Here is an 18352-nt window from a genome sequence, read left to right on the forward strand (position 1 = left end):
AAGGTGGGATTTATTTTGAAATCATTATTAGTTGAAAAATTTGCAAAGTACGCAGTGTTCCGTGCCGCGCTCCTTGCAATAATGGGAATAGTAACATTTTTGCTCCCGGAATTTTTACTAAGTGGCATGGTTTATGTAATTGCAGGGTATATGATTCTTAACGGAGCTTTAGGCATTACTGATTATTTTCTCCGTAAGAATGAAAATGAAAAAAACGCAAGCTTTGTAAATATTGCTGTTGCCTGTTTGCTGATTGTTTTTGGGGTTCTTTCAGTCGTTTATTACCGTTATGTTGTCGGTATACTACCTGTTTTTCTTGGCGGATTAATGATGCTTGAAAGTATGTTCTACTTTGTAATCGCTTTGTTTACGTCCGCAAAGATAAAACCGCTTTTGATTTCTCTTGCGGTTTTCATCATTATAGGTGGTATTACTTCTAATATTTTTACATTTGGTTTTGGTGGTATACGGACGCTTTCCCATATATTTGGCACGCTTTTACTCCTTTCATGCGCATATGAATTGTTCGTCTATATAGTACATCGAAAGACTGTTCGATAATTACTATCCTTACAAAGATGTAAGCGAAAATTCATGTGAGAGTAAGGAGCAGATGTTAGCGTATCATTAGGCGTTTATAAAAAATCATGAAAAATAACTGCCTAGAAAGGTGTGATAAGATATGGATTTATTAGAAGTAAAAACAATTAGCAAGACCTATGGAAAAGGTGAAACGGCAGTCGATGCATTAAAAAACGTGAGCTTTTCGGTTCCAAAAGGAGAATTTATCGCAGTTGTCGGGGAATCCGGTTCAGGAAAAAGTACACTGCTTAATATGATCGGGGCGCTTGATACGCCTACATCTGGCAAGGTGCTCATTGACGGTAACGATATATTCAGTATGAAAGATGAAAAGCTCACCATTTTTCGCCGCAGGAACATTGGGTTTATTTTTCAGGCGTTTAATCTGATACCGGAACTTAATGTGGAGCAGAACATTACATTTCCAGTTTTGCTCGACTACAAGAAGCCCGATCAGGATTATGTGGAAGAAATACTTACTGTGCTGTCCTTAAAAGACAGGAGAAATCACCTGCCCCGTCAGTTATCAGGCGGTCAGCAGCAGCGCGTAGCGATAGGCCGTGCTTTGATTACACGCCCCATGCTGATTCTTGCGGACGAACCGACTGGAAATCTGGACAGTCAAAACAGCAGCGAAGTCATTTCACTTCTGAAAACAGCCTCCAAACGCTATCAACAGACCATTATCATGATTACACATAACCGAAGCCTCGCTTCCACTGCTGACCGCGTATTACAGGTGTCGGACGGCATCCTCACAGATTTAGGGGGATATGCCGAATGAATAGTTATCTTGGTTTAATTAAGGAATATGGAAAAGTACATAAGAAAAAGACACGAATAACAATCATCTGTATTGCAATAGCTGTTTGCCTTGTTACAGCTATTTTCGGCTTGGCCCAAGCAATGATACAGGCTCAAACCATTGGTCAAATCAAGGCAAATGGTTATTGGCATGTTGCTTTCAAAAATATAGATGATGAAACCGCATCGCTAATTCAAAATCGCCCTGAAATAGAGGTTGCCGGTTGGCTTTCAAGTACACAAGAAGGAACTCTTGGAACAAAAGCTATTGCTATAATGGGCGGCGATGAAGCAACATCCGGCAATATGGGTCTTACCGTTAATAATGGTCGTTTCCCTCAGTCGACAAATGAAGCCTTGCTGGACAAACAATTTGTAAATGAGCTTGGTATTTCATTATATGACAACGTAAAAGTAGTGTTATCGGACGGTAGCACACATGATTTTGTTATTACCGGAACTTACAACAATACCCCGTCACAACTAAAGGATGATACTCATGGTCTGTTTTTGTCCTATGATGGCATACGGGAAATAAGCAACGGCACAAGCGGATACACTTACTATGTTCAGTTTAAGAGCGGCTCTAATATGAGAAATGCTATTGATACAATAAAAGCGGACTTCAATTTGTCAGACGAACAGATTTCAGAAAATCCGGCACTTCTGGGATTGACTGGACAAAGCCGCGATAGTTTTATGATAAGTACCTATATCATAGCGGTCATCTTGTTTATACTTGTACTTGCGGCCGGAACATTGATGATTGCAAGCAGCATTAACATGTCTGTCCGGGAGCGAGTTCAATTTTTCGGACTAATGCGCTGTCTTGGAGCGTCAACTTCACAGGTCAAAAAATATGTACTGCTTGAAAGTATCCGGCTTTGCCTGTTTGGAATACCTATCGGCCTTTTTGTGGGGACGGTCATAACAATGGCTTCATCGGCATTTTTAAGATACGTCAACTCAGCATATTTCAGTGACATGCCAATATTTGACCTAAGCCTGATAAGTCTTGTAAGTGGAACACTGGTTGGATTTTTAACTGTGACGTTGGCCGCACTTTCTCCTGCTAAAAAAGCGGCAAAGGTATCCCCACAATGCGCCGTATCCGGCAATGCGGCACAAAGCACTATGTTTACAACGAAAGCAGCATTGAACATAAAACTAATTAAGCCGGAAACATCACTTGGGATTTCCCATGCGCTCTCTGATAAAAAGAATATTCTATTAATGACAGGTTCATTCGCCATCAGCATAATACTCTTTCTTTCCTTTAGCGTATTGGTTGATTTTATGGGGCAAGGAATACGAGCGTTAAAGCCATACACGCCGGATATTTCGATTGCAAGCAGTGACAATTCTAATTCATTGGATAAAGAGGTCTTGGAGCAGGCGCAAAATATAAGCGGTGTAAAACGCGCCTTTGGCCGTATGTTTGAAGGTGATTTATCTATAACAAACGTCTATGGTGACGCTAAAATCAACTTAATTTCTTATGAAGGAAATCAGTTTAAGTGGGCAAAACAGGAGGTGGTTTCCGGCAACATTGATTCCGTGATAAATGAAAAGAATACTGTTTTAGTCGTTTATTCGGATAACTCTAACTTGCAAGTTGGCGATACTTTTACAGTAAAAACGGCACATGGCGAAAATACCGTCTATGTTGGCGGGGTACTTTCAAACAGTCCATTTGTCAGCGAAGCAGATACACAGACCGTTATTTGTTCCGAGCAGACATTTCAAGATTTAACCGAAGAGCAAGGATATTCAGTAATAGATACACAGCTTTCAAGAAATGCAAGTGAGGATACAGTTACACAACTACGCAGGCTTACTTCATCGGAACAGATTTTTTCAGACCGGCGAGAGGTCAATACAGGAGCCAAAGCAGCATACTACTCTTTTGCATTGTTTATTTATGGCTTTCTTGTAATAATCGCGTCTATTACTGTATTCAATATAATTAACAGCATGAACAACAGCGTTTCTAACAGGAAAAACAGATATGGTGTAATGAGAGCAATCGGAATGACCGGAAAGCAGCTTCATCATATGGTGATTGTTGAAGCGTCAACCTATGCGATATGCGGTTGTCTGACCGGACTTATTATAAGTCTGCCTATTCACAGGCTGATATTTCAAATGATGATAACGTCAAAATGGGGGCTTAATTGGCAAGTACCCTTTGGGATGCTTGCAATTATAATCGGCATTACTATATTATCAACGGTTTTGTCCGTCATACGTCCAGTAAAAACACTTAATAAAATGAGCATTACAGATATTGTCAATGCACAATAAAATACAAAATTATAGAATAGGGCCGTGTATCAAAACTATGACGGTCTAATACTTTCTGATAATATACATTTAGTACCGCCCCAACGGAAATAAGTGACATCAAAGAATAAAGAGGCACCCATGAAGAGTATGTGAAATTTCTTCATGAGTGCCAGAATACTGCTTCTTCTATTTAATTAAATAAGGCTCTCAAGTCTCTGGAACATTGCTGCAACCTCTGCTCTGGTTGCAGAGCCTTTAGGATCAAGCAGATTGCCGCTCTTTCCTGTCATCAGTCCAGTCCCTACTGCCCAGGAAACTGCTTCTTGTGCATATGATGCAACCTGTGCATGGTCTGAGAAATTATTCAGATTACCTTTTACGGTCATATCTGCTTTTTTGTACTTTGCATATCGATATAAAATACAGGCTAGCTGCTCTCGGGTTATATCTCCATTTGGCATAAACTTATTGCCTTCATAGCCAGTTACCACACCATTAGTATTTGCCCATGTTACTGGAGCACCATACCATAAGCTGGCATCAACATCTGTAAATGTTGAGTTTCCTACTGTTGGCTGCCCTTCTAATCGGTATAACATCGTTACTATCATAGCTCTGTTTGTTCTTACGTTTGGTCCGAAGGTACTATTGTCCAGTCCTTTCATAATGCCCTTCTGCATTACATAGTTTACTGCCCCATTAAACCAATTTGAAGAACTAACGTCTTTAAAATTAACTTTCACTGCAGCATCTGTGGTGGCTGTTGTTCCATCTGTCAGCTTAAACGTAGCTTTAATGGTATGGGTTGCAGAAACATTGCTGAATTTATATGAAGTTACTGCTCCTACACTCTTTCCATCTATCTTTACATCTTCAATGGCATATCCCTTATCTGGCTTAATGTTGAAGTTCTGACTGGAACCTTTTGCTACACTTGCCGTAGAAGGTGATATTGTTCCACCTTTTTCTGCTGAAACAGTTATAGTATATTTATCGGATACTGTGCTGCTTCCACCACTGTGTTTACTGCTTCCGCCACTGCTTTGGATTCCTGTCACCTCAGTTAATGTACCTGACATGCCATCATAAATTGCATTTGCTATCAATCTAAATTGGTGAGAAGGATGTGCTTTATTTGTAATATGACTTGCAAATACTGTTATTTTAGCATCGCCTACCTGATCCTGTATAATATACGGTTTTCCCTTCACTTCATTATGATTTGGCCACCATCCAGCAACATAGAAATCGTCTTTATCACTAATTGTTGCTAATACCTTAGCTGTAGCAGGTACCTTTTCAATCCATGATTCAGTATTGTTATATAGTATGTCGTTTTTACTATATCTTCCTGTAATCACGCTATCAGTATCAAGATTAGCTCTAAGAACTCCCTCGTAAGAATTATTAAAACCACCTAGCTCAAAATCTGGTAATAGACCACTTGTTTGAACTGCATACATTCCATATCCACCCACAGCTATGTAAGAAGTCCCCTCCTCAATAGCCTTTTTTATATCCTCTGGCATTCCATAACTACTATCATCTGCAATAACATCTGCATTATCATAGGAGTCTATCAAATCGAACCCTAATCCCTTTAAAACATAACTAAGTTCACTGCCAACACCTGCAACCTTAGGCTGTTTCATTGTTTTCACTGTAGCTTTTCCATTAAGTGTTATAATCTCTAAGAAATATTTATCTTTAATGTTTTCTAAATCTTTCTTTGCTACAATAAAGTCCCCTTTATTAAACCCGTCTCCTGCTGAATAAGTCATAGAAACTGTTTTACTATTTTTAAGAAGTGCATTAACCGCTTTGATCGCATCATTATTGGTATTCTTAATAACAAGCAGATCTGCCCCTGATGGAATTTCTGTAGCAGGTATTGCAACCTTTTCTACAGCGTTAGTTTTCCCTGCGAAGGCTCCAGCTTCTCTGATTTCATACTTATCAAATCCCCTTAACATTGGGAAACACATGGTTACTTCTGCATACATTTGGGCGAAATCAGAAAAATCTGACCCATCATATAGTACACAATTTGCTAAGCCACGTTTTGCCTGGTGCATAGGAACGATAAAACTTCCGCTTGGATAAGTTACATTTCCTACCTTTACATCTGAATTGGTTTTCTCAACTTTAATACCATTTTTTATTAAAAAATCCGCCATTTCATATGCAGCCAGAGAATTTTTCTGCAATTGACTATTTACAGGTAGAACATAATACTCTGGGAAGAAATTTTCATTTGAGCCTCTTGGTCTTCCAATGGATTCCCCCTTTGCATTAACTAACCATTTATCCACTTCTTTGGCGTCAATACCTTCTACGCCTCTTTTATATATTTCTAGTTGGTTCTTAAATAATGTTTCCTTATTTTCTAAAGCATACTTCAAAGATCCTAAACCTGCATACATAAAGGCGTTGTTAGAATCCTGATTCAATTCAGGGATTTCAACGGTATGCCCCAAAGCCCCATGCATTAAAGCTAAAACCGCTGCATACATTGGTGCACCATCATCCCAACCTTGTTTATAATCATACATTGGAATAATATAATTAGTATATTTTGTATTTGCTATACCAGCTTTTCCTAAAGCATGAGCATGTTCAATTTCTCCCTTCATCAATAAGTCATATTCGAAATTTGGTTCATGTGGCGGTGTACATGGCTCAATTAGGAATTCTGGAACAAATCCATGGAAATCATTAAAAATCATTGGAGACCATTTTGCCAGTCCTTGAAAAACATTTGCCATCTCTATTTGTGTCTGATAGGTAACATCTCTGTTTGGATCAAATCCTGAGGCCGTTGCTCTAGTATTATAAAATCTGCCATCTGGATTGTTATTCAAGCTGAATAAAATAATGTAATTATCCAACAATTCTTCAACGTCCAAAGTAACCGTTTCTAACTTACTTTTGCTCTGATTTTCTGTTGCTCGTTGGAAAGTGATTTTATCCTGGGTTGCCAGTTTTTCTAATAGATCAATCTGCGCATCCACACCATTTGCCTCATCTGAGTGAATGTTATTAAACCATATGGCCGGTTTGTATTCCCCTACGGATTTATTCTCAATCTTCTTAATAAATTCAGCAGGATGTTCCAACATCATTGGTAAAGTCTCGTTTAAATATTTATCTATGTCTGCTTTATTCTTTGCAAACATTACAAACGGAATATCCCGCCCCTCTGCAGACTTACCCAATGGTGCATATTTAATATAGCGGTCTTCATTTGCATTGCTAATAATCTTTTCAACAGAAGGAAGAATTTCTGTCTGCTTATGATAAGAATCATATACATTCAGTTTTACCCTAGTTAAAGCTTGTGTATTCTTTTTTGTATCCTTTACAATAAGGTCATATTCTCCAATTAATTTCGGATATTGTACTCTAATTACTCTTGGATCCAGATTTGCTGTTCCAAAAGGCAATCCACACTTAATGGTAGCCTTTACAGTGGTTCCTTCTACAGTTGGTTCCTGTGCAAACTTTATAAATGGCTTCTCTGTAAAAGCTCCAGTTGTTGTGTTAAATGACTTCCATTCTTCAAAGGTCTTACCTCCTAATGTCCAGTCTAAATCAGATAATTGAGGTTCATAACCTAAGTCAAACTCAACATTAACACTTCTTTCTTCGGTCATAGATAACAAATGAGTACTTGCAGAAATTACTGCAGGTGGATTGATTTGTTTTAGCAAATTATATAATAGTGTTGTATATGAGTATAATCTATCCTCAATCCTACCAGGGATTTTCTCATTCATGAAATCAATGTTATCTCTTTCAGTATGCATGATTTCACCAAACTGCTCAGTTTCGCTATCTCCTGTAGAATAGCTGCCATCTTCATATTTTAAGTCCCAATTTGTGCTTTCAAAATATAGCCATGGCAGTCCTATTTCTTTGAAAGGAACATGGTCACTCCAGTCACCAGTAGTCCCTTTAGGATATTCTTCATTTAATCCCTGCTGGGTTATTATATTTAAATTTAATGATTCCGCAAGATCTAACGCCTGCTGGCAAAGCCAACCTTGTGCTCCCAGATTACCATAAGCATACATTTTATCCCCAAATAGAACAGTATCTAAATTAATCATTGCTACTGTTTTGGAAATATCTTCTTTGCTCATTTTTGAAGCATAGTATTTAGAACCTTTTAGCCCTTGTTCTTCAGCTCCAAATGCAATAAAGATAATGGTATACTCTGTTGGTACATCCTTCAATTGTTCTGCTGCTCCCAACATTACAGAAACTCCAGAAGCATTATCACTTGCCCCAGTAGATGCTGCTACTGAATCATAATGTGCCCCCACAATAATCTGTTTGTTGGATGTCCCTGGTTTTACAGCGATAATATTATTTGAACGTTTTTCAACGCCCTTTGAAGTATAATCAAATGGCTGTACAGTAGTTTTATAACCTAAACTTTCAAATACTCCTTTTATGTAATACTTAGCAGCTTTTTCTGCTTCTGTGGAAACAACCCTTGCTCCAATTTCCTTTGAAAGCTTCTCCAAATGATGATACATCACAGAATTTTTTGTGTTATCAAATATCGCTGTACTAGTGATAGCACTTTGGGTAGTAATAGCTGGTTCTGTGGTTATAGCTGGTTCTGTGGTTATGGCCGGCTCTGTGGCTATAGCTGATTCTGTGGTTATGGCCGGCTCTGTAATTATACCGTCTCCCGTGGTAACAGCGCTTGCACTGTCGATGGCTCCTTCGCTGGTCGCAGTTACTTCACTTGTAATTGCTGGCGGGGTATCAGCTACTGTGTCTACAGCATACGCTGCAGGAACAGATGTGGTTAATACCATAGCAGTTACAAGGAATAATGCTAATTTTTTTCTTAACATTAATGGTTCCTCCTGTTATTTTTCTATTCTATTCAGTTTTAGAAAACTGAGTAAAACCCCTGTTGTGATAAGTATGTTGCAAGCCTCATCTCTCTTATTTCCCTTGGTGAACCGTTATTTATTCTACTACTGCAATTTTAAAGAACTATTAAATCCCCTATTATGACTTTATAACTTTCTTTTAAAAATACTCTTTCCGTCTATTTTCCAACCTCCAAAATCTGATTTTAGTACAATTACCATTTCTCTTTTTCCCTTTTGAAATTCTACCAAACACTCAGCAAAAGCAAGCCTTTTTTCCTTTTCAATCCTAATCGTGTGAATATCCAAAAGTGTTCCTATATCCACATCATAATCTGAGTGAATTAAGAAATAATTTAATGGAACACTTTTTTGAAAAGAAGTATCTAAATAGCTAAACAGTTTTATTGGATCTGATTGGTAAAAGGCTTCATAGAAACCTGCCACCACTTTTTTAATTTGATTTTCTTCATTGCTTTCCATTTGAATCCCATTGTCCATTTAAACATATTCCTTTGCTTATTTTTTTAATACCTAAAACCTAGGCATTTTTACCTAATTTTACTATTCACATAATTCTTATAATTTAAAAAATTTCCTTTGTCAAGTTACACAAATTATCAACTTGTCCTAATAATTTACTTTTATTCATAATTATCCATTTTGGACTTTCTTTTTTCTTTATTAGTGTTTAACCTGTGCAGATAATCCGAGGTGTTATTATTTTTATTCATTACACCCAATACAAATACATTATCGTATTTTTCTCTTTGAATTCCTTATTTTTCAACACTTTAAAGGCATTTTCCCAAGCGTTTTGTATAGTTCAATAAAAAATACCACATATTGTCATCAAAAACAAACACCCATGAAGAATATACGAAATTCCTCATGGGTGTCTGTAAACTAACTAACTGCTTATTCTATTAAATTAAACTATCAAGCCTCTGGAACATTGCTGCGACCTCTGCTCTAGTAGCAGAGCCCTTAGGATCAAGCAGATTTCCGCTCTTTCCTGTCATTATTCCTGTTCCTACTGCCCAAGTAACAGCTTCTTGTGCATAAGAAGCAACCTGTGCATGATCAGAGAAATTATTCAGATTACCTTTTACCGTCATATCTGCTTTTTTATACTTTGCATAACGGTATAAAATACTTGCTAACTGTTCTCTCGTTATATCTCCATTTGGCATAAACTTATTGCCTTCATAACCAGTTACCACGCCATTGCTATTTGCCCATGTTACCGGACCACCATACCATAAGCTGGCGTCAACATCTGTAAATGTTGAGTTTCCTACTGTTGGCTGCCCTTCTAATCTGTATAACATCGTTACTATCATAGCTCTGTTTGTTCTTACATTTGGCCCGAAGGTACTATTGTCCAACCCTTTCATAATGCCCTTCTGCATTACATAGTTTACTGCCCCATTAAACCAGTTTGAAGAACTAACGTCTTTAAAATTAACTTTCACTGCATCATCTGTGGTGGTCGGTGTTCCATCTGTCAGTTTAAACGTAGCTTTAATGGTATGGGTTGCAGTAACATTGCTGAATTTATATGAAGTTACTGCTCCTACACTCTTTCCATCTACCTTTACATCTTCAATGGCATATCCCTTATCTGGCTTAATGTTGAAGTTCTGACTGGAACCTTTTGCTACACTTGCCGTAGAAGGTGATATTGTTCCACCTTTTTCTGCTGAAACAGTTATGGTATATTTATCGGATACCGTGCTGCTATGTTTGCTGCTTCCTCCGCCATTACTTGGAGTATCTGATGAAAAATCTCCAATCTCATTTATGCCAGCTGCCTCAGCAAAAATAGCTGTAGATAAGTATCTGTAATCATCCTGCTGATGTCCTTTATTGGTTATACTATTAGCAAACACTGTAACATCAATCTTATTGTCATCATAAAGAATCGCTTCTACTTTTCCTTTTAATGAATTTCTAACATCTGTATAGCATCCAGAGATATGAAAATCATCATCACTGGATACAGTCAACAGGGCTATGGCACCTTTTGGTACTTGTGTAATGTATGATCCACTTTTTGAATAGGCGATAAAGTCCTTATCTTCTTTATAATTCTTTGTAATGATGCTGTCCCCATATTTCACCTTAAATAAGGATTCATAAGAAGAATCATCTGTCTTGTAGTCAAAGCCTGAATTTAAAAGATTTTTTTTAATATCTGGAAGAGGATTTGCTCCCATTGCAATATAAGGAATACCGCTCTTAATTTTGTCTATAACCTTCGTTGGATTCGAATCCCGTTTTAAAGCATTACTGCCGATAATTATATCTGCTTGATTTACATCTTTAGTCGTACTGAATCTCATCTGTTCCACTACTGCATAATAATCATGGTTAAACTTTTCATTAGAAGCATTTGCCCAATCATCTTCAATTTCACCTACAATGTATACTTTAGGCTTAGTAATCGCACTTGCTGTCGGAATTACATCTACACCATACGCCTGCAAAATGTAATCATCTTTTATTGAGTTAAAATCATTTTCTGAAACTAAGAAATCACCTTGATTTTCTCCCTGTGAAACTAATTTAACTTCTTTAGAATCCCCTAGTAATTTGTTCACTGCTACAATTGCTGCAACTCCATTGTTATCAATAATAATCCCTTTGGTGGATGTTCCATTTACTACTGATTTACCCGTTTCACTTTCAGTTGTCTCTTCAAGTAATCCATCAAATGATTTCTCTTTATAAATCGCTGTAGCATTAAATCCTCTGAGTTCAGGAAAAGCCACTACTGATTCTGAGTATAATCCTGACCAGTTTGAAACGTCTTTGCCATTGTACATAATCATATTGGCCAAAGAACGTTTTGCCTGATGCATGTCAATAACCAGGGAACCTGCTTTATACGTTATATTATCTATAGTTGTATCTGATTTTAATTTCTTTACCACTACACCATTCCAGTCAAAATATTTTTTGGTATCATACGCAGAAGCAATATTTCTCTGACTCTCTGTGTCTGTTGGAATAATCCAGTATTCTGGGTAGAATTTACCGTTTGACTTATCCCTATAATTGTTTACAACATCATTATTCTGGTCAACAAACCACGAATCTGTTGCTTCTGATTCTTCATTATTCACACCACGTTTAAAATACTCCATTTGATTTAAATACATGGCTTCTTTATTTTCTTTTACAAACTCTGATATCCCATAAAAACCATTTTCAAACAAAGCTACAGAATCACTATTAAGTTCAGGACATTCAATGGTGTATCCTGCAATGCACCCCTGAAACATAGCATAACTTGGAGTATAATTAGTAGCCATATCATCCCAAGGATAGAACCATGTCTTTCCATCATAATACTCTCTTACAGGCATTTGATAGGTAGTATATTTTTCAACTCCGGCAATTGCCGAATTTCCAAAAGCCTGGCCCCCCTGTAAAAAGTATGGGTACATTAAATCATATTCAAGATTTGGTTCATGTGGAGGAGTGCAAGGTTCAATTAGAAATTCCCTTACAAATCCATGCAAATCCAAAAATGAAATGGGTTGCCATTTAGCAGTAAGCGCACTCATATTTCTGGCTTCCTGTTGAACCTGAAATACGTTATCCCTGTTTGGATCAAAGCCAAAAGTATTCTGTCGGGTATTTGATTTTCTTCCATCGGGGTTTAATGTTAAATTACAAACAAATATAACATTATCCAGGATTTCATCTACCTTAAATTCTTTTTTACTTACATCATAAGTATTATTAAATAGTTCGATATCTTCCTTCAGACCTGTATTTACAAATACTTCTCCGGTATCCTGATCTGCATCCGGTTTCGACATAAATTTACAATGTCCTACTGCAGTTGCAATTTTACTGATCTCAGGTGCAAACTTACTTTGTATGTCTGCAATTTTGTCCTCATTTCCCTCTTTAAATCCATCAATGCTAGAATATAAAATGGTCCCGCCTGCTCCAGCTTCTGCCAGTTTCTTTAAAAATACAACTTGTGCGTCTAATCCAGGATTTTCATCAGCATGTGTATTATTAATTATAATAGGTACCCTATAATCATCTAAGTCTCCATTTTTCAACCTGTCTATAATTGATGCTGGATCTGAATGGGATTCTTTTACTAAATTTAAGTAATTGTTCACTGATTCTTCACTATCTGAAATAACCATGCAGTATGTAGATTCACCTTTTGTGGAATCTCCTACAGGTTCCTGATAAGCATATAATCCGTTTTTATTCGCTGTATTAATAATGTCATTCACTGTTTTATCCATGTCATCATACATAACATACTCATCATAAATATTCCATACAACCTTTGTTGCTGCTTCTTCTTTTTGTTTTTCTCCCAATTCATTGCTTATTTTTAAAACATAATCTCCAATTAAGCCAGGAAATACGCCTCTGTTGGACCGATATGCAGTTCCATCCAAATCATCGAAATAAAGTCCTGTTTTAATTGTTGCAGTAACAATTGACTTGTCTGCTTCATCAAGTGCTGGTGCTTCCACAAACTCAAACAGTGGTTTTTTCTCACGATAAGTGGTCCATTGATCTAACGGCTTTGTAGAATCCTGATCTTTTCCAAAAGACCAGGTTAGTTTGTTTACATTTTCAACTGGATTTTCAAAATCCACAGTTACTTTAATTTCTTTTTGAGTAGTCATAGACCAAAGTTTAGCATCTGTATCTTGTCCATTTAAAGTTTTTGCCTTTAATGTAATCTTTTCTGTACTTTCTTTAACTTGAAGTGCAGGGGCTGTGATGGCTGATTCACTAGTAATTTCTTCTTTACTAGTGATAGCGCCCTCGCTTGTGATACCTCCTTCACTTGCGGCCGCACCTTCATTAGTAATACCGCCTTCGGTGGTTGCTGTCTCTCCTGTAGAAATTGCCTCTTCACTGGTTACAACTCCTCCTGCAGAGATTGCTCCTTCACTGGCAGCAGATGCTTCACTTGTAATTGCTGGTGGGGTATCAACTACTGTATCTGCAGCAAATGCTGTTGGAACAGTAGTGGTTAAAACCATAGCAGCTACAAGAAATACTGCTAATTTTTTTTTTAACATTAATGGTTCCCTCCTGTTATTTTTTTATTTTATTCAGTATTAATAAACTGAGTAAAACCCCTATGATTGTCCATATTAAATTTATTCCTTTCTTTTTCAATTAATACCTAAATTATTACCGCCGTTGCCGTAATTTTTCCTATTATTTATCAAAAAATAAAAATCCATGTAATAAGTCTAAATCAAACCTATCACATGGATTTAAAGCTATGTATGGATTTAACAGAACCCTTTAGTCTACTGCTTCTTTCAGCCTGCTAACCCTCTCATTCCATATACACCACAAAGTAATGGCAACAACTACAATCACTGCACCAATCAGCGCGAAAAAGCCAGGGGCTTCTCCATTAAATAAAAATACCCATACAGGATTTAAAAGCGGCTCTATAGCGCCTATTAGATTACAGGCTAGTGCCGATCCATCTTTCATGGCCAGACCAAATAGTACATAGGGAATGCCTAACTGGAAAATACCTAAAGCTAAAATACTGAGTACTGCCGGAGTAGTTATTTCTGCATGTGTAAAAAACAAAGCCGGCAGCCCGATGATGGCTGTAAATATCTGCCCCAAAAGAATGCCTGTCATTCTGGTTTCTTCATCAACCTCTCCCACGACTAAATATGCACAAGCCACCATAAGACCTGCTAAAATCCCAAAACAATTCCCCAAAATTCCACCAGGTGTCAATTGGTCAAAAAAGAATAACGAAATACCTGCAAGAGTTGCTGTAACCGTAACCAAATCCCCTCTTCGGCATTTTTTATGTAAAAATACTGCAGATAATATCAAAATAAATACTGGTGATGTAAACTGCAGAACAATGGCGTTTGCTGCCGTTGTTAATTTATTAGCGATAACAAAGCTTAAAAAAATCCCACTCATAAAAAAACCGCTTAAAAAAGCTGATTTTACAAATTGTAATTTGATTTTTTTATGACGGATATAAGCATATACAATCACTGCGGCAATCCCACTACGCACACCTGCAATAGCAAGTGCATTCCAAGGGACCATTTTTATAAAAATGCCCCCAATACTCCATAGTGAAGCACATACCACCATATAAAGAATTGATTTTCTTCTTGCTGCTTTTGTTGGTGCCGCTTGTATTTCTGATAATATTGTCTCCATACTTTTCCTCCATTAATAATTCGAACTCTATTATATCTCAAATCCCCCCGTTTCCGCCATCTTTTTTTGACTATGTTTTTTTATAAATAAGTGTAAATCCTAAACAAATACAAAAGGGAAAATTTAGAAATTACACTTTATCTCAGATTAATTCAAAACAAAATAGTACTTTAAATTAAAATCAAAGTACTATTTTACAGTCTATTTTATCATGTCTAGCTGCCAAAAATCATAATCTCTGTCAAGCAACTTCATGCTTACAATAAGTACATACAGTAAGTAAAAGGAATACTGGAATTTCAATTACCGCGGCAGCTATTGTGACATAAGGTGTCCAAAAACTCATTTGCCCAATATGCAGGTAATTAAAGTCAGTAAGTTGATACAGCAAACTATTCTGCATACCGATTCCTGCTGATGGTAATATGAAACTAAGCCAATTAGTGCCGGCTGAATACGTAAATATCGGAACTAGGCACATTACAATGGCGATTAGGATAACAGAAATGGGTTCCTTAAATTTAGCAGATATAAACAATGTAAAGCTGATGGTTGCCAACAAGGAAACAAGTCCTCCGGTTGCCAAAATGATTTGCAGTTGTCCTAAATTAAGCGAAGGCAGACTGATAACAGAAAACAACATCTGCATGGACGTTTTCATACACTCCGACCCGAACGCAAGGTTTGAAATCAATAGATGTATTGAAATGCATATGGTAAATGCTACCGCAAAGATGCTCAGAGCGGCCGATATTTTCACAATTGCCAATCGGGAGCGTCCATGCTTTGTACAGCGCAAAATACTGTCCGATCCGGTTTGGTATTCATTGGAAAACGTAGGTGTGACAGCAGCGGTACATAAAATGACAAAGACGAAAATAAAAAGCACAATGTAATCGAAAGCGTCCCTTGAATATCCAGGATAAAGATGAAAGGGTTTTTTTACCTCTGCGTATTTTTGCAGAGCCTGTTTTTGTGCAGTTGGATATTTCTTTTGCTCCATCAGCATAATATCTTTTAGGTGTTGTTCTGTCTGCTCATAAAAGCCGTCTAATTGATCCGAAGATATGTTCATTAAACTCGTTCCCTGACCGGTTTTAGGGTCCGAAAATGCTTCCGGCAGCCTTCCTAGAAGTGGCTCGACAGGAAACACCTTTTCAATATAAAGGTCTAACGGAAACTCTCCTTTGTAAATGCTGTCCTCTCCATATTGCGAAACGGTGCTTTGATAAATTTCCAAGGCCTTCTTGAGCCTTTCAGGTGTAACTTCTCCATTATGAATAGAACGAAGTGAATTTTTAAATTCAATAGCCTCCAGACCATTTAACTCAATTAATTTCCCGTTTTTGGCCGGCTGATTAATTGATTCATAGATTACGGGAAGCCAAGCCATTACTACAGACATTGCCAGCGCAATGAGCAGTAAAATTACAGAGCGGCGTGATTTGAGCACGCGTTTTACTTCAAGCCAATAGATAAGCATAGATTATTTTCCCTCCTTGTCGTTATCATCTTGCGGGAATAGCCACAAATATAAATCTTCCAAACGAGGCGAATCCATAACAGAGTTATTTGTTTTTGCCTCGTCAGCCAAATAACGAATAGATACCTGATTATTGCTTTCACTACGCTGGTTAATAATGCGTAATTGCATTTCATACATGGGCAGTTTGTCGGCGGGCACCAAGCAAGTCCAAACTTTTCCATGAACTTGCTTTACCAATTCATCTGTTGTCCCCACATTAAGAATTTTCCCAGCCTTCATAATGGCGTTTTGTGTAGCGATATACTCAATGTCAGATACAATATGAGTTGAAATGAGAACAATACGGTCATGGGAAAATTCCGAAATGAAATTACGGAAACGCACCCTCTCGCCAGGATCAAGGCCTGCGGTGGGTTCATCCATAATCAAAATTTTAGGGTCGTTGATCATCGCTTGTGCAATCCCGACCCGACGCTTCATTCCCCCAGATAACTTTATAATTTTTTTGTTTTTTACGTCGGAAAGGGTAAGTGTACCCAGCAGACTGTCAATCTTTTTTTTCGTTTCTCTTACCGGAATGTCCTTCAGTGCAGCGACATATTCCAAATAATCCTTCACTGTAAAATCTTGAAAAAATCCAAAGTCCTGCGGTAAGAAACCGAAAATGTTTCTGTACTCTCCTCCCATTGCGTGAATATCTTTACCGTCATAAATGATTTTTCCGCTGGTTGGTTTCATAATATCTGCAATCATCCGCATAAGCGTGGTTTTCCCCGCTCCGTTGGCACCCAGCAGACCCCATATTCCCGGTGTAAGGTTCAAACAGACATTGTCCACAGCTGTTTTATCCTTGAACTGTTTACTAAGTTGTGTGGTTGTCAGTTCCATGTTACTTCTCCTTTTCTTTTATTCCAAAGAACAAACGTCCTTGTTCAGTATTGATTGTACTGAACAAGGACGTTTGAAAGTTTAAGATAAACAGAATAAATTCTTAAGGAAATCCTAATATTCGGCTTATATTTTCCTAAGACAAAGTTGGTATCCACACAGTAAACGTAACCTTATCATTTTCACTCTGAACAGAGATTTCTCCTCCATGTAAATGAACAATTTCTTCTGCAATAGACAAACCAAGTCCTGTGCCTCCTGTATCTGATTTACGAGCTTCATCTAAACGATTGAATTTCTCAAAAATGGAGGATAGCTGGTCAGGTGGGATTGTCTGACCATAGTTCTCAAATGTAATAGTGACTTTCTCATTGTCTGTCATTGCGGAAATAATTATTTCCGTATTAGGGTAACTGTATTGAACAGCGTTTTTTAGAATGTTGTTAAATACTCTAGCCAACTTTTCAGAATCCACATAAATCGACAAATTTTCATCTGCTTGAAGTATTGCAGAATTTCCTTTGTCTGATAAGACAGGATAAAATTCATCGATTATCTGCATGAGCATGTAGTATAAATCCACATTTTTTTTAGTAAGCTTAATTTGCTTTGTATTGTATCGTGTAATTTCAAAAAATTCGTTGACAAGCTTTTCAAGCCGCTTTGCGTTTTTCAGCGCAACGCCCACATATTTTGTTTTCTGCCGAATAGGCATGTCTGGCGCTTGTTCAAGTAAACTTAAATAGCCAATTACAGAGGTCAGCGGCGTCCGAATATCATGTGCCACATACATGACCATATCGTTCTTTTTGCTTTCTGCCTCTCTGACCGCCTGTTGGCTTAACAAGACAGCCATTTTGATTTGATTCATCTGCTTTTCAATATTTTTGAGCGGTTCCGACAATTCTATGGTACTATCATTTGGCTGATACACAGTATTGGTGGCATCTATGACTTCCTGTAAATATTCCCATGGCTTTTTCCAATAATGATAGAATATACAGCAAAAGCCTATAACAAGATATAGGAAAAAGATAACCTCAATTCTCAGATGAAGCCATAAAAAAAACACATTTGAAAATTGACTAAAGCCATAGTCAATTACTATGGATAAAGCATAACCAATCAAAGTATAAACCATCAAAGTAATATAGAGCTTCATACGTAACTTCTTTTCTATGGTATCATTCTTCATCCTTACCCCCTCCGATTT

The 18352-nt window shown here is 37.4% G+C and carries 10 protein-coding genes; 3 read left to right on the plus strand and 7 right to left on the minus strand.

Translation table 11 applies throughout. The annotated features are described in order from the left end of the window. The first annotated feature begins 15 nt into the window (after nucleotides 1–15). From RTW14_RS05495 to RTW14_RS05505, 3 genes are all read left to right on the plus strand, one after another. Nucleotides 16–561, plus strand: coding sequence for a DUF308 domain-containing protein (locus tag RTW14_RS05495; protein ID WP_312648693.1), 546 nt, complete (start codon nucleotides 16–18; stop codon nucleotides 559–561). A 121-nt stretch (nucleotides 562–682) separates the two neighbouring features. Then, a complete protein-coding gene (locus tag RTW14_RS05500; RefSeq protein WP_312648694.1) occupies nucleotides 683–1366 on the plus strand; it encodes an ABC transporter ATP-binding protein in 684 nt (227 codons plus the stop codon). Beyond that, nucleotides 1363–3690, plus strand: coding sequence for an ABC transporter permease (locus RTW14_RS05505; protein ID WP_312648695.1), 2328 nt, complete (start codon nucleotides 1363–1365; stop codon nucleotides 3688–3690). Before RTW14_RS05500 ends, RTW14_RS05505 begins: the two co-directional genes overlap by 4 nt. A 176-nt stretch (nucleotides 3691–3866) precedes the next feature. On the opposite strand, the gene RTW14_RS05510 is transcribed toward RTW14_RS05505, so the two are convergent. The 7 genes from RTW14_RS05510 to RTW14_RS05540 form a co-directional block, all read right to left on the minus strand. After that, entirely contained in the window at nucleotides 3867–8540 is a 4674-nt protein-coding gene (locus RTW14_RS05510) for a M28 family peptidase (RefSeq protein ID WP_312648696.1), read from the minus strand. Nucleotides 8541–8708: 168 nt separating this feature from the next. Then, nucleotides 8709–9044 carry a hypothetical protein gene (locus tag RTW14_RS05515; protein ID WP_312648697.1) on the minus strand — a complete coding sequence of 112 codons (336 nt, stop codon included), beginning with the start codon at nucleotides 9042–9044 and terminating at the stop codon, nucleotides 8709–8711. 443 nt (nucleotides 9045–9487) lie between these two features. Then, nucleotides 9488–13633, minus strand: a complete 4146-nt coding sequence (locus tag RTW14_RS05520; RefSeq protein ID WP_312648698.1) for an S-layer homology domain-containing protein — start codon at nucleotides 13631–13633, stop codon at nucleotides 9488–9490. Nucleotides 13634–13865: 232 nt separating this feature from the next. Next, nucleotides 13866–14765 (minus strand): DMT family transporter, encoded by a 900-nt coding sequence (locus RTW14_RS05525; protein ID WP_312648699.1) that lies wholly within the window; start codon nucleotides 14763–14765, stop codon nucleotides 13866–13868. Nucleotides 14766–15006: 241 nt separating this feature from the next. Further along, complete coding sequence (locus RTW14_RS05530; protein WP_331654402.1) at nucleotides 15007–16218, minus strand: ABC transporter permease; 1212 nt, start codon at nucleotides 16216–16218, stop codon at nucleotides 15007–15009. Between the two features lie 33 nt (nucleotides 16219–16251). After that, nucleotides 16252–17139, minus strand: coding sequence for an ABC transporter ATP-binding protein (locus RTW14_RS05535; RefSeq protein ID WP_312648701.1), 888 nt, complete (start codon nucleotides 17137–17139; stop codon nucleotides 16252–16254). Nucleotides 17140–17275: 136 nt separating this feature from the next. After that, nucleotides 17276–18334 carry a sensor histidine kinase gene (locus RTW14_RS05540; RefSeq protein ID WP_312648702.1) on the minus strand — a complete coding sequence of 353 codons (1059 nt, stop codon included), beginning with the start codon at nucleotides 18332–18334 and terminating at the stop codon, nucleotides 17276–17278. Between the last annotated feature and the right edge of the window lie 18 nt (nucleotides 18335–18352).

Source organism: Aminipila sp., from assembly GCF_032051575.1.
Lineage (GTDB): Bacteria > Bacillota > Clostridia > Peptostreptococcales > Anaerovoracaceae > Aminipila.